General features: G+C 41.7%; 20 protein-coding genes. 6 read left to right on the forward strand and 14 right to left on the reverse strand.

The window, feature by feature from the left end:
• The first annotated feature begins 74 nt into the window (after positions 1-74).
• The 3 genes from nagE (at position 75) to V7654_RS04345 (ending at position 3023) form a co-directional block, all read left to right on the forward strand.
• The gene (gene nagE / locus V7654_RS04335) at positions 75-1451 is read left to right on the forward strand and encodes an N-acetylglucosamine-specific PTS transporter subunit IIBC (protein WP_335428761.1); all 1377 of its coding nucleotides are present in this window, start codon (positions 75-77) and stop codon (positions 1449-1451) included.
• Between the two features lie 380 nt (positions 1452-1831).
• Positions 1832-2749 carry a DUF7916 family protein gene (locus V7654_RS04340; protein WP_335428762.1) on the forward strand — a complete coding sequence of 306 codons (918 nt, stop codon included), beginning with the start codon at positions 1832-1834 and terminating at the stop codon, positions 2747-2749.
• Between the two features lie 82 nt (positions 2750-2831).
• The gene (locus tag V7654_RS04345; protein ID WP_335428763.1) at positions 2832-3023 is read left to right on the forward strand and encodes a hypothetical protein; all 192 of its coding nucleotides are present in this window, start codon (positions 2832-2834) and stop codon (positions 3021-3023) included.
• Positions 3024-3066: 43 nt separating this feature from the next.
• Here V7654_RS04345 and V7654_RS04350 read toward each other — a convergent pair whose 3' ends face one another.
• The 3 genes from V7654_RS04350 to V7654_RS04360 form a co-directional block, all read right to left on the reverse strand.
• Positions 3067-3222: a hypothetical protein gene (locus tag V7654_RS04350; protein ID WP_335428764.1), complete on the reverse strand. Its 156-nt coding sequence runs from the start codon at positions 3220-3222 to the stop codon at positions 3067-3069.
• Positions 3223-3404: 182 nt separating this feature from the next.
• Entirely contained in the window at positions 3405-3710 is a 306-nt protein-coding gene (locus tag V7654_RS04355) for a hypothetical protein (RefSeq protein WP_335428765.1), read from the reverse strand.
• A gap of 110 nt (positions 3711-3820) precedes the next feature.
• Positions 3821-5170: a sensor histidine kinase gene (locus V7654_RS04360; protein WP_335428766.1), complete on the reverse strand. Its 1350-nt coding sequence runs from the start codon at positions 5168-5170 to the stop codon at positions 3821-3823.
• 271 nt (positions 5171-5441) lie between these two features.
• Between V7654_RS04360 and V7654_RS04365 the strand changes: the two genes are divergently transcribed.
• Entirely contained in the window at positions 5442-6011 is a 570-nt protein-coding gene (locus V7654_RS04365; RefSeq protein ID WP_335428768.1) for a PH domain-containing protein, read from the forward strand.
• 142 nt (positions 6012-6153) lie between these two features.
• Here the strand turns inward: V7654_RS04365 and V7654_RS04370 are convergent, their stop codons facing one another.
• From V7654_RS04370 to V7654_RS04400, 7 genes are all read right to left on the reverse strand, one after another.
• Positions 6154-6906: a (S)-benzoin forming benzil reductase gene (locus V7654_RS04370; RefSeq protein ID WP_335428769.1), complete on the reverse strand. Its 753-nt coding sequence runs from the start codon at positions 6904-6906 to the stop codon at positions 6154-6156.
• Between the two features lie 18 nt (positions 6907-6924).
• Positions 6925-7395: a hypothetical protein gene (locus V7654_RS04375; protein WP_335428771.1), complete on the reverse strand. Its 471-nt coding sequence runs from the start codon at positions 7393-7395 to the stop codon at positions 6925-6927.
• A gap of 115 nt (positions 7396-7510) precedes the next feature.
• A complete protein-coding gene (locus V7654_RS04380) occupies positions 7511-8242 on the reverse strand; it encodes an ABC transporter ATP-binding protein (RefSeq protein ID WP_335428772.1) in 732 nt (243 codons plus the stop codon).
• Positions 8239-8937: an ABC transporter permease gene (locus tag V7654_RS04385; protein WP_335428774.1), complete on the reverse strand. Its 699-nt coding sequence runs from the start codon at positions 8935-8937 to the stop codon at positions 8239-8241. The genes V7654_RS04380 and V7654_RS04385 overlap by 4 nt, the downstream gene beginning before the upstream one ends.
• Positions 8938-8962: 25 nt before the next feature.
• The gene (locus V7654_RS04390) at positions 8963-9832 is read right to left on the reverse strand and encodes a substrate-binding domain-containing protein (protein ID WP_335428776.1); all 870 of its coding nucleotides are present in this window, start codon (positions 9830-9832) and stop codon (positions 8963-8965) included.
• 13 nt (positions 9833-9845) lie between these two features.
• Positions 9846-10754: a helix-turn-helix transcriptional regulator gene (locus V7654_RS04395; RefSeq protein ID WP_335428778.1), complete on the reverse strand. Its 909-nt coding sequence runs from the start codon at positions 10752-10754 to the stop codon at positions 9846-9848.
• A gap of 783 nt (positions 10755-11537) precedes the next feature.
• Entirely contained in the window at positions 11538-12320 is a 783-nt protein-coding gene (locus V7654_RS04400; RefSeq protein ID WP_335428780.1) for an undecaprenyl-diphosphate phosphatase, read from the reverse strand.
• 295 nt (positions 12321-12615) lie between these two features.
• On the opposite strand from V7654_RS04400, the gene V7654_RS04405 reads away from it, so the two are divergent.
• Positions 12616-13401 carry a DUF4931 domain-containing protein gene (locus tag V7654_RS04405; RefSeq protein ID WP_335428781.1) on the forward strand — a complete coding sequence of 262 codons (786 nt, stop codon included), beginning with the start codon at positions 12616-12618 and terminating at the stop codon, positions 13399-13401.
• A gap of 222 nt (positions 13402-13623) precedes the next feature.
• Positions 13624-14799, forward strand: coding sequence for an FtsW/RodA/SpoVE family cell cycle protein (locus V7654_RS04410; protein WP_335428783.1), 1176 nt, complete (start codon positions 13624-13626; stop codon positions 14797-14799).
• Positions 14800-14831: 32 nt separating this feature from the next.
• Here V7654_RS04410 and V7654_RS04415 read toward each other — a convergent pair whose 3' ends face one another.
• The 4 genes from V7654_RS04415 to V7654_RS04430 all read right to left on the reverse strand — a co-directional run bounded on the left by V7654_RS04415 (position 14832) and on the right by V7654_RS04430 (position 19909).
• Positions 14832-15899 carry a Ger(x)C family spore germination protein gene (locus V7654_RS04415; RefSeq protein ID WP_335428785.1) on the reverse strand — a complete coding sequence of 356 codons (1068 nt, stop codon included), beginning with the start codon at positions 15897-15899 and terminating at the stop codon, positions 14832-14834.
• Complete coding sequence (locus V7654_RS04420) at positions 15889-16989, reverse strand: GerAB/ArcD/ProY family transporter (protein WP_335428787.1); 1101 nt, start codon at positions 16987-16989, stop codon at positions 15889-15891. The genes V7654_RS04415 and V7654_RS04420 overlap by 11 nt, the downstream gene beginning before the upstream one ends.
• A gap of 21 nt (positions 16990-17010) precedes the next feature.
• The gene (locus tag V7654_RS04425) at positions 17011-18564 is read right to left on the reverse strand and encodes a spore germination protein (protein WP_335428788.1); all 1554 of its coding nucleotides are present in this window, start codon (positions 18562-18564) and stop codon (positions 17011-17013) included.
• 382 nt (positions 18565-18946) lie between these two features.
• Positions 18947-19909, reverse strand: coding sequence for an ABC transporter substrate-binding protein (locus tag V7654_RS04430; RefSeq protein WP_335428789.1), 963 nt, complete (start codon positions 19907-19909; stop codon positions 18947-18949).
• Between the last annotated feature and the right edge of the window lie 132 nt (positions 19910-20041).

Raw genomic sequence — 20041 nt, forward strand, 5'->3', positions numbered from 1 at the left:
ATTTCTACAGTGGGGTTCTGTTTCTTTATCGAAAAATGTAAGCATTTACAATTTTACAGAAAGAGGTGTTGAGTATGCTAGGATTTTTACAAAGGATCGGGAAAGCATTGATGCTGCCGATCGCTGTTCTACCTGCAGCTGCGCTATTGCTGCGCCTTGGGCAGCCGGACTTATTGGATATTTCTTTTATCTCTGCAGCAGGTGACGCAATCTTCGCTAACCTGGCTCTATTGTTTGCGATTGGAGTTGCAGTCGGAATTGCAAAGGATGGGAACGGAGCGGCCGGACTAGCTGGTGCGATTGGCTACTTCGTTTTGACTAAAGGAGCGGGAGCTATTGACGAAAGCATCAATATGGCGGTACTTGGCGGTATCCTTTCCGGTGTAATTGCCGGTTTGCTTTACAATCGCTACCATGATATTAAATTGCCTGACTGGCTAGGTTTCTTTGGAGGCAGGCGATTTGTGCCAATCATCACTTCTTTGGTCATGATTGTCCTGGCAGGAATTTTTGGTTATGTATGGCCGCCAATTCAGGCTGGCATCAACAATATTGGAGAATGGATAGTCGGAGCAGGTGCTCTAGGAGTAGGCGTATTCGGCTTCTTGAACCGCTTATTAATTCCAATGGGCCTTCACCATGTTCTTAACACGCTAGTATGGTTTGAATTTGGTGAATTTACAAATGCAGCAGGCGAGGTTGTAAAAGGTGACCTGAAACGCTTCTTTGCTGGCGATCCTAATGCTGGTATTTTCATGAATGGTTTCTTCCCAGTCATGATGTTCGGTCTTCCGGCAGCAGCTTTCGCGATGATTGCTGCAGCGAAAAAAGAACGTAAAAAAGCTGTTACAGGTGCCCTTGTAGGGGTAGCCTTCACATCTTTCCTTACAGGGATCACTGAACCGATCGAATTCTTGTTCATGTTCTTATCTCCATTCTTATATGGAATTCATGCCGTGTTGACTGGTTTGGCGATGTCTATCACATACTTGTTGGATATCCACCATGGTTTCGGGTTCTCTGCAGGTGCGATTGACTATGTCTTAAACTACGGTATTGCCCAAAAACCATTGTTATTATTGGGAGTCGGTTTGGTATATGCAGTACTTTATTTCGTGATATTCTACTTCTTGATCATCAAGCTTGATCTTAAAACGCCTGGACGTGAAGACGAGATTGAGGGAGAGTTCACTGAAAGCGGGTCTTCAAAAGGAAATTACTCTGAGCTTGCTGACCAGTACCTTGCAGCGCTTGGAGGAAAAAGCAACCTGAAGGAGCTCGACAACTGCGTTACCCGCCTTCGATTAAAAGTGGCTGATATGGATAAAGTAAATGAAGCAGAGCTAAAAAGGCTTGGCGCAAAAGGTGTTTTGAAACTTAATAAAACAGACCTTCAAGTTATTGTTGGTACCGATGTTGAGTTTGTCGCCAATGAAATGAAGCGGAAATAAGTAATGAGCTCAAGTGACTTGGCGGTTTTTACCGCCAGGTCTTTATTTTTTAGGGTAGATCAGAGGCATACACGTATTATCAAAATATACCTCCTTAACGATTTTTTTAAAAAATTTCTTAAAAGAAGTTCAAATTCCTGCCAGTACGCTTGAGCTATTATAAATATTCTATGACGGTAGTACTTTAAAGACTTAATTCATTCATCAAATTTCTTTTTTAACCAGTTGAACAAACTTTTTCACCAGTTTGACGAAAGAATTCACCAGTTGGAAAAGTTTTTTCACCAGTTGAAGTAAATATTTCACCAGTTGAGAATTCAAGTCTCATTGCTATATCGGCCATGTAGTATTTTTTACATAAGATAGGGAGGGATACAAAAATGAAACGTTTATTGGATTGCACAGCAACAGATTTCGAAAAAATGACAGGACAGGATTTGAAAAAAGCGATTATCGCCTCGGAAGGAAGAACCATTTTATCAGAAGTGATTGGTGCGTTTTCGCCGCTTTACCCTGCGGTAACGAATGCTGAGTTGGCTGCTTCCTTTGGGGCAGACCTTATTCTTTTAAACTTTTTTGATGTCATGAACCCACGAATTGAGAGTCTAAGTGAAACGGAGCCAGAGAATGTAGTCCGTAAATTGAAGGAGCTGGTTGGCCGCCCGGTAGGTTTGAACCTTGAGCCGGTTGATCTTCAGGCGGATAAGCTTGAGGCGCTTCAGCAGCTGCCACAAGGGAGGATTGCGACTGACGCATCACTTCAGAAGGCGAAGGAGCTTGATTTTGACTTTGTCTGTTTGACTGGAAATCCTAAAACAGGCGTTACCAATACGGAAATTACAAAGGCGATTGAAAAAGCGCGTGCGGCATTTGGCCCAGAGGGATTGATCATTGCCGGAAAAATGCATGGGGCAGGGGTTGCAGGAGAAACAGGCAGTTCGATGATGACGGAAGAAACCTTGCATGCATTTGTCGAAGCAGGCGCAGATATTATCTTGATTCCTTCGCCAGGCACAGTACCGGGCTTTACGGTTGAAAAGACCGCTAAGCTTGTGGATTTGGTGCATCAAAAGGGAGCCCTCGCCATCCTGACAACCGGTACAAGCCAGGAAGGAGCCGATGAGGCTACAATCAAGCAAATCGCCTTGAACAGTAAAATGGCAGGGGCTGATTTATATCATATCGGTGATGCAGGAGCAGCTGGAATAGCTTCTCCGGAAAATATTATGGCGTATTCGATCGTTGTACGCGGTAAGAGGCATACCTATGTAAGAATGGCTTCTTCCATTTTAAGGTAATGCGCTTCTGGAGGTTGGTAACAGCGAATATTAGGGTAAAAGTAGAGGAGAATGCTGATACTAACTTCAGGAGGGATTGCTCATGAAAAAGGATAAGTATGTAAATATAGATCCAAACGCCAAACCAGTGTCATCTGGATCTGAAGAAGAACAAATCAAAACGTCCGAAGCAAATATGAAACTCCAGGATGCCTTTTATGATGAGAACGAAAGCAACGGAGTTGACCCGGCAAACCTGAATAACCAGTCTGCCATTCTTACTGATATGGATTAAAAGCCGGCACATCAACGCCGGCTTTTCTATTTGTACTCTTACCTTATTGATGACGATCCGTCTTATCGCTTTGGTCCTTGTTCCGTTTATTGCCCTTGCTGTTGTCCCCGCTAGTCAATTCTCCAGAAAACTCAGCCATCTGGTTCCCGTTTCTAGGTGAATTTTGATTATTACTGCCTTTATTGAACTTTTTAGTCATGGTTAGCCCTCCTTTTTATTGTACAGGATAGTTTTCCCGAAATAGGCAGGTACTTATGTACCAAAATGTAATCCAAACCGTTTTTTACAAGGCTGTCTTCAATTCCAGAATCCTCTCCATAAAAAAAGACGGCTGTAATCCAGCCGCCTTGTCTACACTCGATATTAAATTTTTTTCCGCTCTTATTTCACCTGGGCTTTTTTATTAATCTCGTCTTCTCCGACAAGTTCGACCTGAGCGTAATTCTTCATTTCTTTGATCATCTCACTGGCTTCTTCGTATAGCGTATCGTCCTGGAATTCCTCGGAGTAGTAAAGGGTACTGTTTAACATAACTTTGACGCGAAGCCTTGTTCCAGATTCGGTATCCTCGTCACCTAATGTAACGGCGGATCGATTGGTTTCGTGCTGGCTGACCAGGATTTTATTTCCTTCGTTTTCTTTTTTTACAGCTTCAACTATTTCCTGTAAAGAATCAACTTGTCTCAATTACATCACCCCTTTAATTATGTATTCCATGTTTCCAGGTTTTAAAACCAGTGGAAGGACAATCGTGTAAAGTTTTCGTGATATAGCTGCAAAGTTTTGCGGAAATTGCCTTAAAGAATGATTTCGAAAGTTGACCCTGCATGCAGTTGGCTTGTGCATGTGATTTTTCCTCCATGCGCTTCCACAAGTTCCTTTACGATAGCCAGACCCAGGCCTGATCCACCAAGTGCTTTTGACCTCGATTTATCAACACGGTAAAAACGATCAAAAATCCAGGGAACGTCTTCTTCAGGGATTCCTTTTCCCACATCTTTTACGAGTAGGTGAATGTTTTCGTCTTTTTCAAAAACCTCAATTGTCGTGGTGGACCCTGCTTCTGAATATTTTCGGGCATTATCAAGCAGGTTTATGATGATTTGTTCAAAGCGGATGGGATCAGCCTCGATATATACTTCCCCATAGCATATGAAATTAAGCGTAATTTTTTTATCGATAAAGGAGGGCTCAATCTTCGTATGGATGCCTCTTAAAAAAGTGCAAAGCTCCAGTTTTTCTTTATTGATTGTAAAAGTGTTTTCGTCCATTTTGGCAAGGTCGAATAAGCCTTTTATTAACCCAGACAGCTTTGTAGCCTCTTCGTGAATGATCTGCAAGTACTTGCTTCTGTCTTCAGGAGCTGTCCCGTCTTTTCCGGCGATGTCGGCATATCCCTTAATATAGGTGAGCGGAGTTCTAAGCTCATGTGAAATACTCGCCAAAAATTCGTTCCGCTGCTTTTTGATATGGTTCAGGTCATCAGCTAGAACCTGAATCGATTCTCCAAGCTCGCCCAATTCATCATTTCCAAGCCGGGGGAGAGCTACAGAGTAGTCACCCTTGCGGATTTTAAGAGTCGCTTCATTCATTTTAATCACCGGCTTTGTGATGAACCGGGAGAGGAAGAGTGTGATAATGGCCATCGAACTAAGCAGCAAAATTCCGGCAAGCCAGAAATGCTTGTTCAGCCTGGCAATCAGTCCCTGGACCCGCTGGGTGTTCTTAAACATATAAACAGCGCCATTATCATGAAGTGGGCTAACAGAGGCGATATATTTCTTGTCCTGCCAATCATCTTCAAGGATCAGCCCGTCTCGCGCAATGTCCATGGGTGATTTTTCGATGATTTCAGTTATGGTGCGGTCAACTGGAATCGAAGATGAAACGATCTCACCGTTTCTATCCGTAATCACTACATGCGTTTCTGTGCGCGATTCCATCGAAGTGATATGGTGGATTGTTTCTTCAAGATAAGAGGTTTCAAGGATGTCGCGGTGGTTATTCCCGCGAGTTTGCAAAGATGCAAGCTCCTCATCGATCCGGGAGTGGATGATGGATGAATGAAGAAAATAAAATAATATCCCTTCCACTAACAAAATCGTTATGAAGAAAACTGCGCCAATTTTCATCGAAATACGATCCATTCCAGCCACTCCTCAAATAATCTTAAGAATATCATACTAAAAAACTGTTTTCGCATAAATTTCTTTTTGCATTCAGCATTATGCTTGCTGGGGAAGTTCGCGAATTTCCTGCGTAATTCTTCATACAAGTAGCTTGCGAAAAGAGCATATCAAAAAAGTATCCAGAAACAGAGCAGATTTAAGGAAATTGAATATTTTAACAAATTCATTTAATGTAATGGATAATGGAATTTTATTTAACAATAAATTGGGTGATATGAAGGAGGGCACAATGAAAAGAGATTTCTATTTTTCCAAGGCGAGGGGTTTTGGGCTTACAGCCTTACTGGTCTTGCTGATTATTGGTTTTATTGTGGCGGAAATTTATATGCTGTCAGACCCTGGTGAACATGGTGCTGTCATCGTATTTTTCAGTGCTGTAATTTTATTGCTGATCTGGTCCTTGTTTTTACTTGGAAAAAATTTTCTGCAAAAAGAGGCAAATGTAACGGTCAGTGAAGATGGTCTGACAGTGAGGGGCACAGCAGGACCTGGCTTTATACCATGGGAGGACATAGAAGGCATGCTGCCATATGAAGTCCATAATAATGAATTACTTGGAATCATTTTAAAAAATGAAGCAGACTATATAGAATCATTGCCTAAAAACAAAAGGCGACTGGCAAAAATAAATCTGAAAACAGGATTCCCAGCCTTTAATATTGGGCTCAGTAATTTAAAAGAAAAAAAAGAGCTAGTCAACCTTTTAGTTGAAATGAAAATCCCATTTTACATCCCGACCAACAATAAAGAAACCCAACAACAATCCAACCCGCCAAAAGACAAGGATTTATCAAGTTAACGCATTAAACCACTGGGGGTCAGACCCCCGGTACAGTGACGCGTTAAACTGTTGGGGGTCTGACCCCCGGTGCGGTGAAGCGATAAAGTGTTGTGTTCATGGGAAAAGCGAAGGACTCTTGATCCTTCGCTTTTCCTTTTTATTATAGAAGGTCATTTACCTTATATACTTTTCCGTTTTCGAGATGACTGCCAAGCAACAGCTCTACCAGTGCTCCTGCCACGATTTCGGGACTGCGGAGACTTCCTTTTTCTTTGTAATTCTTGAATGTCTCCAGTTCGGCGAATGCTTCCTCCGAGGAAGAACGTATCGTTGCCTGCATATCTGTGTCCATGATTCCCGGGCTAAAGGCGATGATTTTGCTGCTGCTTTCAGCCTTTTCGAGTTCCAGCCCAGCTGTCATCGTGAACATATTAATCGCTGCTTTCGTGCTGCAATAGATGCTCCAGCCATGGATCGGCCGCTCTGCAGCACCTGAAGTTACATTGGCAATGACTGTTTCGACCGCAGTCTTCTTAGCTTTTTGTAAAAAAAGATTGCAAATCATGATCGGTGCATTTAAATTGACTTGAACATTGGTCATCACCAGTGATGAATCAAGTTCTCCAGCTACCTCAATCGGCTCAATCACACCTGCATTGTTGATCACAAAAACCTGCTCTGCATCCTTGAAGACGGTCTCAGCAATCTCAGAAAAAACATTCTGGACTTGCTCTTCAAAACCAAGGTTACATACGAAATGCATGTACCCAGTTCCAGCCTCTGCAGCAGCCTGCTTTAATTCAGTGTTCTCATGTCTGGCAACTGAAATGACATGTATGCCTTCAGTCAATAATTTTTGGGCCACAGCTGCGCCAAGGCCTCTAGAAGCTCCGGTTATGACAGCGTATTTCATCTTAACACCCCTCAATATCTAAACTGGTATTACACCGGTGCTGACAGCTTCGATATTCTTCAATAGCCAGTTTTTATTTTCTTCTTTTTCAACTTTTTCAGCTGTTTCAAGTGCCAATTCAATATTTCGTTCCTGTTCAGCCAGATCGCCATTCACAGCGTTCGCCCTTGCCAATGCTTCATAAGCAAAACCAAGGTCAAAATCGCCCAAATCGTTTTCAAGGCAAAGCATCAATGATTTATTTGCATGATGCAGTGCTGGTTCCGCTCTATCTAGAATCGCATAAACTCTGGAAAGCTGCCATTCTCCTCTGGCAAAATTCAGTGGTGACCCAACAATTCCCCAATGATAACGAGAAGCGTTCGCTGCATAAATCATCGTGTCATTCTCAGCTTCCGTCCGGTCCTTTTTTTCAATTAGATCCCATGTAAGGTTAAATAAGTCGATCGCCATTTTTTTATGTGTTGTAAAATCCATATCCAGTTCCATCGTTGATGACTCCTTTAAATAGTTTTATAAAGTAACAATTTGACAAAACAATGGAATCTCCTTTTTTAAAACATATAAAAACAGCATGGTTCCCGTAACCATGCTGCAAAAAAAACTAACTGAGAAGGCTTTTCCATTCATTTATAAACGGTGCCGCAGAAGGATTTGGTGATGACAGCACTTCTTCTGTCGGACCGCTTTGTTTTAGTTCACCATCCATCAAGATCGCCAGCTTATCGGCTAAATATTTTAGCTCCATAAGATCATGGCTGACAAAGACAGTTGTCGTTTTTGTCTGCTGGATGATGGATTTAATATCCTTCAATAATTGCACCTTGGTGGGAAAATCAAGGGCAGAGAAGGGTTCATCCAGAAATAGTACCTCAGGCTCCAGCACCATTGCCCTGGCAAGGTTGACGCGCTGTGCTTCGCCTCCGGAAAGATGCAATGCCTGCTTTTTTGCAAGGTGGCTAATCTGGAATTTTTCAAGCCAGTGCGAAACCTTATTTTTGATTTCCTGGCGGGGAAGCTTCCGCAGCTTCAGTCCAATTGCCACATTTTGAAAGACATTTGTATCAAGGAGGAGCGGCTGCTGCATAGCAACAGCGAACTTTCTCCTGATCTCAATTGTCAGGTCATTCGTAATATCTTTGTCTTTTAAAATGATCGCACCCTGCGCAGGCTGCTCCAAAAGTGACAGAGCTTTTATGAATGTACTTTTCCCGGCTCCGTTAGGGCCCATGATCCCTAGAACTTCACCCTCTTGAATCTCAAAATGAGGGATGGAAAGAAGTACTTTTTTTCCGGCTCTCGCCTCCATATTTTTAACAGTGATAAGAGGGGTCATAGGCTCCGCTTCCTTTGCTGTAAATAGGTTAAGCAAAAAGTAATGATGAATGCCAATGTCATCAGGATGAATGATAAGGCAATTGCGATATCAAAATTGCCTTTCGATACCTCCATAACAATAGAGGTTGTCAATATCCTTGTTTCGCCACTAATGTTGCCGCCGACCATCATTGCTGCCCCCACCTCGGCAATTACTCTGCCGAAGCCGGCGATGATTGCCGCAAGGATGGCAAGCTTAACCTCCTTCATTAAAATCCAATAGAGCTGAAGCTTTGTCGCCCCTAATGCTTTTACCTGCAAAATCATTTTTGGATTGATCTGCTGGAAAGCCGTACTAGTTAACGCGGTGACAATCGGCAGGGAAACTAATATTTGGGCCATGATGATTGCAGTTGGAGTGTAAAGCCAGGCAAGATCTCCAAGCGGGCCTGACCGCCACAGGAAAAGCGTAATCCAAAGCCCTGCAACGACAGGAGGGAGGCCCATGCCTATATTGATCAAGGCAAGGACAAACCTCCTGCCTGGAAAACTGGCAAGTCCAAGCAACATGCCAGCTGGCAGGCCGATCAGTGTGCTAATAAGGACTGCCGTTATCGAAACCCTGAGAGTAAGCAGCGTGATTTCAAGGATCTCACGGTCACCCGACAGGATCATCTCTATCGCTTTTTGTAATCCTTCTAATAAAAGTTCCATCTGCAATCAGCTTTCTTTCTAGTTATTAATCTTCAAAGAGGAAGAAGAGTGGCTCTCCGTACTTGTCCACGCCGAATTCCTTAATTAGATTTTTAGTGTCATCATTGATCATAAAATCGACAAATGCTTTTGCACCTTCTGCATTCACTTTATCATGTTTTTCGTTGTTAACCTGCATTACGTGATAAATATTTAGAAGGCTTTCGTCATCTTCTACTAAAATCGCTGTATCAGGCATGTTTTTTTGCTGAGCCAGGAAGGTGGCACGATCTGTCAAAGTGTATCCCTTTTTCTCAGATGCAATCTGAAGTGTTGCACCCATCCCTTGTCCAGCTTCAACATAGGCAGCTTCTAGGGTTTTAGGATCAAGTGAGGACTTCTTCCAAAGCTCCAGCTCTTTTTTATGTGTTCCGGAATCGTCACCGCGTGATACGAATGTTGCTTTCGATTCAATCATTTTCTTTAGAGCTTCCGGAACAGTCAGTCCTTTTACTTTAGCTGGATCCTCAGCAGGACCAACAAGGATAAAATCGTTATACATGACTTTTTGGCGGTTGATTGCATCGCCGCTGTCAACGATTTTTTGTTCTGCTTCAGGAGCGTGGACAAGAAGGACATCAGCTTCTCCGCGTGTTCCCATTTCCAAAGCCTGTCCTGTTCCTACAGCAATGGTTTTAACATTGTATTTGTTATTCTTTTCGAATTCTGGAATCAAGACATCAAGCAATCCGCTGTCTTGCGTGCTTGTTGTTGTTGCAAGAATCAAGTCAGTAGCTTCTTCCGTTTTTTCCGGTACAGCAGCTGACTTTTGTTCTGTTTCTTTTGTAGAAGAACAGCCAGTAATAAAAGCGAACATAAGTACAAGTAAAAGTGAGATTAAATGTTTGAACTTCATTTTCATGCCTCCGTTAAATGGTTTCCATAATGATTTTTCCGAAATCTTCGGCATCATAGCCATCAAGCTCCAGGATGCTCTCTTTGAAATTAGTAAATTGGATCAGGTCGATCAAATGCTGCAGAGCTTTTTTGTTATCCGGTGTCCATCGAAAAACGAGGTCAAATTGTTCCTTTGTTAATGGAATAAAATCCAATCCCAGCTGGCTTGCCGCACACTTGATGCCAAAAGCCGCATCAGCTGTGCCCCTGCTTACATGGGCAGCCGCTCCGAGATGGTTCCATTCCTCATCATCATAACCCTTCACATCAGAGGGCTGCAGGTTTTCTTCTGCTAAAAAGGAGTCGAGCAGGAAGCGAGTACCAGCACCTTTTTGCCGATTGACAATGGTGACGTCTTTCCGGGTCAAATCTTTAATCCCGCTGATTTTCTTTGGATTTCCTTTTGCTACAATCAAGCCCTGTTCCCTCGAAGCTAATCTCATGACTGTAATCGGCTCATGGACAAACAACTGCCGGATAAAGGGAAGGTTGTATTGCTGTGATACAGGGTCGAGCAAGTGGATCGCCGCGATGTCAGCGCTGCCCCTGTATAGCATCATCAATCCTTCAAGGCTGCCTATGTATGAGGGTGTAATCGACAGTCCTGTTCCTTCGGAAGCTGTATATTTTACAAGGTGCTCGACAAGGAAATCATGGCTCCCGGCAAGCTGGATTGTCTGCTGGACAGTATTTTGTGGCTCTGTCTGCCGCTTATTTGGAGCTGTCATGCTTTCTTTAAATCTGGTAAACTCGCTTTCTTCGATGCGCATTTTATTGCCGACTTTAAAAGCAGCAAGATCGCCGCGCTTAATCATTTCGTAAACCGTATGTTTAGAGATTTTTAACATGGAAGCGATTTCATCTGGAGTGTATATTTGCAAAAGTTTCCCTCCTTTCCTTCATAATCTAAATATAATAGAATATTTAGTAGATAGATGTAACAATTGTTTGGTTTTGTTAAGTTTTGTTTAGTTTTATCATCAGTTTATCATAATCTGTTCACAATTTAGGTAGAATATTGAAAATTTTTAGCGAATGATGCATTTTTTCCAAATTCAACCTTCTTAAAATACTCCGGGCAGTATTGTGTATTTCTGATGCATACCGTGGTAAACTAGGCAATAGACAGATTTAATGAAGAAAGGAAACGGGAGAATGCAAATTTCAGATAAAGCGCGCGACATTCTTAAAGATATTCTCGCAGAGCGTAAAGCTAATGGTATTCGCGTCTACTTCGGCGGCTATGGCTGAGGAGGCCCGCAGATTGGTCTGGCTCTGGAAGAGCCGGAAGAAAATGATCATGTAGCAGTTATTAATGACATTCAGGTTGCGATTGAATCCCATATCGTCGACTATACAGAGGGTTTATCGCTGGAATACGATGAGTACCGAGAAGGATTAGTCCTGATGGGGAACGAAGGCGGCTGCTAGAAATTTAACAGAAAAAATGCACACCATTTGCGGTGTGCATTTTTTTATATAATATTTATTTTGCTGATTTTCAAACTGGAAAAATACTATTAGAATTTCCAATTCATCAATAAGTGAGTGTTTTCGCCAATATATCATGTAATTTCGCCAATAAAATCAAATTCTCACTAAATCTTATTTCTCATATCACAACAAAAAAGAATTGCTCCTCAACAAAATCTTGTTCAGCTTAACTAAAATTGTCCTGTGAATTGAAAATACAAAACGACAATCCCTATTAGCGAGACATAAACGGCAAAAGGCTTCAATGAATGACTTTTCAAATAGCCAATCATCCATTTCACTGCTATATATCCGAAAATAGCGGAGGAGAGAATTCCGATGAGCAAAGCCTGGAGGGAAATGGTCTCACTGCCACCGCTGAATAGATCCTTTGATTGGAGAACAATGCCTCCTAAAATCGCTGGGGTGGAAAGCAGGAAGGAGAAATAGGCAGCTGTTTCACGGTCAAGCTTTCTCCATAACGCAGCCACAATCGTTAAGCCTGAACGAGAAATCGCTGGAAAGATTGCAGCAGCCTGGAAGGTTCCGATAATCAGAGCATCCTTGTAAGTGATGTCTACCATTTTCTTGCGGCCATTTTTAATCGAATCAGCGAACCATAAGAAAGCTCCGGTAATAAGGAATTCCCAGCCAATCGTCACGCCAGTTTTCGATATTTCATCAAAGTAATCCTCAAACAATAGCCCCACCACGACTGCAGGTAGCGTCCCAACCACAAGAAGGAAGGTCAGTTTGCCAAATGGATTCTTCAAGATCTTGATGAATTCACTTTTGTAAAAAACAAATACAGCCAGCAGCGTTCCTACATGGAGCATCGTGTCGAGAAGGAGGCCGGCTTCTTCCAGCCCAAACAGGTTCCTGCCAAGATAAAGATGTCCAGTGCTGCTAATTGGCAAAAACTCAGTCAGCCCCTGAATCAGCCCTAATATAAACGCTTCAAGTTTTGATAGCATACAGAAATCCTCACTTTTCAAAAAATTTAGGTTTGCCAAAGATCACATATTCCTTATTCATACCATTTCCATATATCAACTTATAAGTGATCAGATAGAAAATCGTAAAATCCTTCATCTGATTAAACATCAACAATGCTCCAAAAAAGTAATACACAAAGACTTTGTCCACTACAAGGCTATGAGTCACCTTCCTTGGCTATGCCCTCAAATTTTGATGCAGTGATAAAAAATCGATATTTCCTGTAATTTCTAATACAATAGTAGAAAACGATATGATAAGCAGGTGGGGGAAATGAACAATAATACGCATTTGTTTTTCAATACATCGATCGGTGTGCAGAAGCCAGAGAATATCCGCAATAAAAACCAGAGCTGTCCATTTTGTGCCAGAGATGAACTGACGGGGATCATCGATGAAGAAGGGCCGATTCTGTTGTTGAAAAATAAGTTTCCTGTCCTGGAAAATGCTTTCCAGACGGTATTGGTCGAAACCGATGTTTGTGACGAAGAGTTCTCGCAGTATTCAGCAGATCATTTAAATAGGCTCCTGGACTTTGCGATTCGACATTGGATGAGGATGGAAGCATCGGGGGATTTTCGTTCGGTCATTCTTTTTAAAAACCATGGACCGCTTTCAGGAGGTACGATTGCGCATTCTCATATGCAAATCGTTGGTCTCTATGACTTGGATTACCATGATAAAATTGGCGAAGCAGATTTTAGTGGTCCTGTAATCCAAGAAGACGAGGGAGTGCAGCTGAATCTATCTGACCGCCCCAAAGTTGGTTTTTATGAATTTAACATCAGTATGGATCACGGCAGACCTTCCGCAACATTCGCATCCTTTATCCAAACTGTGGTGCATTACATCATGAATTCCTACCCATATAAATGCAGCAGCTACAATCTGTTTTTTTACAGCTTGAATGGGAAAATGATCTGCAAGGTTGTCCCAAGATTTGTAACTACGCCCCTTTTCATTGGCTACCAGCTGCCACAGGTTCCAAATAATTTGGAATGGATGATAAACGATATCCAAAGCCGGTATTTCAATGGGGGGATGGAAAAGGAAGCATAATCAAATTCTTTGTGAAAATGGACCCAGTATAGATTTTTGCCTTCTGGCAGGAAGAAATAGCCATCAGGCATGGCAGGAACAAGGAATAGTATAGCCTGCAAAGTTATTTCAGCTTTTAAATGGTATGTGTAATAATAACCAATTAATGCGAAGAAGTTGTGATTTATTGTCGAAAAAAATATAATGAAGTATTGTACAGTCCTTCATTAAAGGGGAATAACCATGACTTCTAATCAAAAAAATAATTCCCGGCTCGATTACGGGCTGGTCACGATATTAATATTGTTATTTCTGTCGAGTTGTATTGCCATATATAGTGCCCAGACGACAGGGCAGTATGGTTCTGAAAACTTCTTATTCAAGCAAATCATCTGGTATACGATTGGGGCTGGCATCATTGCGGCGGTCATCACACTGGATTCTGATCAGCTGCAGAAGCTGAGCTGGTACGCCTATGGCTTTGGGCTTGTGCTGCTGGCTGGCTTGATTGTTGCACCAGCAAGCATCGCTCCTGTGATCAATGGAGCAAAGAGCTGGTATAAGGTTCCGGCTATGGGGACGCTCCAGCCTTCTGAATTAGTGAAGGTGTTCATTGTCCTTGCGCTTGCCAGGGTAATTGTCGACCATCATCAAAAATATCGCCTGAAAACGATTCAAACAGACTTTTTCTTGTTGCTTAAGATTGGTTTTGTGACGATGATTCCGCTCATGCTCGTCATGCAGCAGCCCGATCTTGGGACGTCACTCGTATACATTGCCATCATGCTTGGCATGATTTTTATCTCCGGCATTACATGGAAGCTGCTTGTGCCGATTTTTGGTACAGGCATGACGCTTATATCAATCATTTTTTACTTTGTTATCTGGAAGCCAGATATTCTAGAAAAATACCTTGGAGTAAAGGAATACCAGTTCGGACGGATATATTCCTGGATCGATCCTTATAATTACCAGAGCTCAACCGGATTCCAGCTAACGAGATCACTTTTGGCAATCGGCTCTGGTGAAACAGTAGGCAAGGGGTATGGGACAAGGGAAGTTTACCTACCAGAAAGCCATACTGACTTTATCTTCAGTATTATTGGTGAAGAGTTTGGCTTTGTAGGTGCAAGCATTTTAGTCAGCCTTTTCTTCTTGCTAATCTACCAGATCACAAAAATCGGCATGGAGACGAAAAATGATTTTTACACTTACATCTGTGTAGGCGTGATCAGCATGATCACCTTCCATGTATTCCAGAATATTGGCATGACCATCGGCCTGCTTCCGATTACGGGTATCCCGCTGCCTTTCATCAGCTACGGGGGCAGCTCGTTAATGGGAAATATGCTGGCAGTAAGTCTGATCTTTTCAATCCGCTATCACTATAAAAAATATATGTTTTCAACAAACACATAGAAAAGAGCAGGAATCTAATTCCTGCTCTTTGATTATTCAACAATGCCTACCTCAGTTATGACAACATCGGTATCAATGTGCACCGTCATATTCTTGTAGTCATCTTCCCATTTTTTGAAATCAAAGCGTCTTGTTTTGCTCTTAATAAAATGGCCAAAACCAACAGGGTCGATGCCATGCTCCTGAAAGTCGGCAATCATTGCTGAACATTGTTCATTTACTTCTTCTTCAAGTTCTTTCTCGATTTTTTTAATAATTGCCGGCGATAATATTTTTCCTGTATATTCTCGGATGATTCCTTCAATTTTAATTTCAATTGTAACGGTATAAGGGTTTCTCTTTTCAATTTTAAATTTATGTTTGGAACCAAGGTCTCTAATAGCGGCCTGTTCATTATCGATTGTCACTTTGAAGGTTCCCTGGCTGAATTTATCCGTCAATAATTTGAAAAAGAACATTTCATCGGCAGGAATGGTATGAACCATTCGCCCTTGTTTAAAGAGAGCCATCCCGACGATCTCAACTATATCAGGCTCAACCTTTTTCAGTATAGGCAAGTATGGGTCTTTTCCTTCCTGATAAAAATTGAATAAAAATAAATGGAGGTTCGTCTCAGGCAAATTGCGGTCCTTTATATTATGTTTAATCAAATCAGATAAATGAATAGCGTTGCCCCTATTACCATATGTGCCAGATAGTATGTCTTTGGCATTCGACTCCCCGACAGCAAGATAAATCCTGGCGCCGATACTTGGGTCGCGCTCAAATGAATCAATTAATTCAATGATTCCACTCTTGGCCATTTCATCGCCAAAGACAGCGATTTCAAGTGATCCTGTCACTACCGGCTGGGCAGATTTACGCTGGATTTCTTGCATCAAATCTCTGTTGCTAGTGGCTTTAGCTGAAAATGTAAAATTACCAATGTTTTTATCAGGCTTGAAAACTGGGATCATTACGGTACCTTCAATCTCTTTTTGTCCGTTCATATCGTAACCAATGCCCATTTCAATATTGACGTCATCGATAATTTCTTTTTCCACACATCCTGTCAAGAGTATGGAAAGAGCAAAGAAAGGGATAAAATTCTTAGCTTTCATTTTTACTTTTCACCTTCTTGGCGATCTTGGTGGCTATAAACAAAAAAGGAATATAAAGGTACGTAACTCCAAAGCCTATTCTTCCAGTCCAATCATTTAAAAGATTTATTTTTGCCCGTGTATCGAAAAAGTTAATAGCGATTAAGCAAAGGATCGCCACGATCACAACCCCTTTTCGCTGACGAAGCTTAAAAGCTCTTTTTAAAATCATGCTTGATGCCCAAAGAGAGATACAGATATTCGGGAGGATAATTAAGTTCCAGTTGGCAATGCCGATGTATTCAAATCTTTCAACAAAAGGCATGCTCACGATTTTCCACATTTCCAGTGTGGCCCAGATGGATTTTGCGAGCTGTGCCTCGGAAAAATAGGAAAAGGTAATGATTGCTAGGATTGTATAAATTATCGTTGTCAGAAAGACGCCCAGGTGTGCCCATTTCTGGGATTTTGGTGCATCCTTTATAAATGGATAGAAAAAGATGGGTATTTCAAACCCGATGTAAGTAAGCGACATTTTATATGCACTAGTAACCAAATCCTTCACAGAGTGGTCAAAAACTGGAAATAGGTTCCTGAAATCGGCAAATTTTAATGCAAAACTAAAAGTCAGCAATAAATAGCTTGGAAGGACAATACAGAAAAAGGCTATTCCGGTAACTGTCCTGAAACCGCCAAATACAATGTAAACGGATAGAAGTAAAAATACTAAACTAAACCAAAAGATCTTCAATTCAGGGAACATCCACACCTGTATGACTTCTATAAAGGTCCTGAGGACGGCTAAAGCAAAAATAATCAAATAGAAAATGAAGAGGGTGCTCACCAGATTGCCGATTTTTTTTCCGAACACATAGGCATTGGCGGTAACGATATCGCCCTCGACCGTTCCGCAGATTTTATAGATCATCCAAATAATGATGTGAATGCTTAATCCAGCTCCAAGAACCGAGATCCAGGCATCATAGCCAGCAGACTCGGCTATAATCCGCTGATATCCAAGGACTCCAATTCCGATTTGCATGGACATGATTAAATACAGAACGAGAAACGGCGATATTTGCAATCTTTCAGGAACAGGCTGCTGCATCATAATTCACAAAACCTCCAATCCTCATTCATCGATGTCCTTCTTTTCTTTTGCTTTTTTCTCACTGAAGCGTACAGGGTTTTCTGTTCTTAGAAATTGTGGCCGCTTTGACTGTTTCTTAAAAGGCAATCGAATAATCGCATCCTTGAAATCTGTAACCCGTGGCGGATATAAAGGTTCCAGGAATGGCCGGCCTAGTGAAGTAAGCCGCAATAAGTGTGTCAATAAAAACGCGAATGAAGTAACGATTCCTAACAAGCCCCATAGTTCCGCAAAGAATAGAAAAGGAAAACGTAAGAGCCTGATCGTATTGCCCATTCGATATACCGGCGTTGTAAAGGATGCAAGCGCAGCCAATGCAACAATGATCAGCAGTACATTACTGGTCAAGCCTGCTTCTACTGAGGCTGTTCCAATAACGATACCGCCTACGATACCGATCGTCTGGCCGACCTTGGTAGGAAGTCTGGCCCCAGCCTCGCGCAAAAGCTCAATCGTTAACTCAAGAAACAGTGCTTCCAGAATAGGAGGAAGAGGAATTTCTCTCCTCGATGTAATCAAAGTACTGAGCAGATCCTTTGGAATCAGCTCATAGTGATAGGAAAGCGTTGCTACATAAATAGGTGTAATCAAAATTGAGAAGGCTACCGCGAATAAACGGACCAACCGGAAAAAGGAAGAAAGTAGATAGTTTAAAAAATAATCTTCGAATGAACCGAAGAATTCCACAAGTGTAGTCGGACCAATCAAGGCATGAGGTGAGCCATCAACAAGTATGGCTACTTTACCTTCAGCGAGAATTGCGGCGACACGGTCTGGCCTTTCCGTATCCAGCAATTGTGGAAACGGAGAATTTTCATTATCTGATATTAATTGCACGATATACGAACTATCGGTGATTTCATCAAATTCTATCTCTTTGATCCTTTGCCTTACTGTGTCTACATTGTCGGTATTGGTTATGCCATCGATATAAAGAATGGCTACACCGCTATGAGAGAGAGTCCCAACTGTATAGTTTTCAATAATCAGCTCTTTTACCGGTACCCTCTTGCGAATAAGGTTAAGGTTTTGGTCAATGGATTCAACAAAGGATTCCTTTGGACCAATAACGCTGAACTCGACCTCTGGCTGGGCAACAGCTCTTACCACTTCTTTTTGTGCAGCGATGAAGGCAAATCGCTTTTCTTCATCTTCTAATGTGAGCATGACATACCCATTAAAAAGCTTTTTCTCAATATCCTCGTTTTTCTCGGAAACCTGTACATCGGCAATCGGAATCAGCTTTTTAACATCCTCAATATCTCTAAAATCTCCTTGTAATAGATAGGGAAGGGCGTTGTTTTGCAGAAGACTTTCATCTATTAAAGTAGTCATAAAGGAAAAACAAAACTTTTTCCCACTCTTTTGGTTCACGTAAAACGTTTTCTTGAAGTCATGAGACTTTTTAAACAAGAGCTCCCATCCATGATCGTTCAGGTAATTGTCTTGTTCTTGACCATTATCGCCATGGGTATCTTGTTTAATTGCTTCTTTCTCAAGTTCTTTCATGCGATTTTTTCGAAATAACTGTCTCATTGAAATCTCCGCCATTCTGGATTTAAATTTATTCTTTCCGAAAATGGCATGTTTATGAAAAAAAAGAAAAAACCCGCAAAAGATTGCGGGTATGTGCTATACATTAGTCTATTTTGAATATGCTTTGATATCGTTCCATATTAAGTTAGGAAAACCTGTTGATTGGAGTGGGAAGGCGCGCAGACTCCTGCGGGCTCACCGCCAGCCCCGCGAAAAGCGAAGCGCCTGGAATGGAAATCAACAGCCCCGTTTTACATTCCAACCAAAATACAAAAAACTATAGACAAGCTCGATTTTCACCGAGTTTGTCTATAGTCTTAGATGTGACTCAATTAATCTTGTAATGAGGAATCGTTCTATTTAGTGATAAGAAGAACCGCCGTTACTTTAAGAAATACTTCTCAATATCATCAAGCATCAGGTTGGCTGCTTTAACGCCTCCAGCTGTATTCCAGACTGCGTCATCTACCTTATGGACTTCACCCTTTTTGGCTACCTCAAGGTTTTTGAATAATGGGTTTTCGATCCACTCTTTTTCAACCTCTGTTGCTTTGCCGTCTCCTTCGTCATACGTGAAGTAGAAGAGGATATCTCCGTCCATTGCTGGAATTCGTTCTTGTGTTACCCCTTTTTCGGCAAAATCATCCATGTTCTGGCTTTCAGGACGGGCAAATCCAATTTGTTCAAGGATGACTCCAGAGAATGAGTCTTTATGATAAATACGGACATCCCCAGCCATGAAACGGACCATGGAAACCTCCATATTCACTTTGTCTCCTAACTTAGCTTTCAGGTCTTCAATTCTCTGATCATAGGCTGCAATAATTTCCTTGCCCTTTTCTTCCTTGTTCACTGCTTTTGCATAAAGTTCAAAGTTATTCTTCCAGTTACCGCGCAGGTCTTCAGCAAAAACAGTTGGAGCGATCGCACTTAATTGCTCGTAAATATCTTCCTGACGCATTTTATTACCGATGATTAGGTCTGGTTTTAAAGCAGCAATTGCTTCGACGTTTACCTGGCTTTCAACTCCAACAACTTTTACATCCTTCATTTCTTCTGCGATGTGGTCATACCAAGGGTCGCCAGTCCAAGATTGGACTGCACCAACTGGAGTTACGCCAAGTGCAAGAAGTGCTTCCGTTCCTTCATTTGTAAGGATAACGACTTTTTCTGGCGTTTTCTTTAAAGTGGTGGTGCCCATTGCATGTTCGACTGTGTAACTTTCTTCTTTTTCATTTGGTTTTTCAGCTGTATCCTTTTCTTTATCCTCAGTACCGCCGCAGGCTGCCAAAAGCAGTACAGTGAAGATCGTAATAAGGGATAGCATGAACTTAGACAACTTCATATGTATTTCCTCCTAAATGTTAATGATAATCGTTTTCAATTAGCACTCCTTTATGATAAAATGACTATATCGTATGTGTCAATACTTAATTGATAATGATTTTCATAATCAGTCACGATTTTATGAAACTCA

The organism is Bacillus sp. JJ1609 (assembly GCF_036967045.1).
Classification (GTDB): Bacteria; Bacillota; Bacilli; order Bacillales; family Cytobacillaceae; genus Mesobacillus.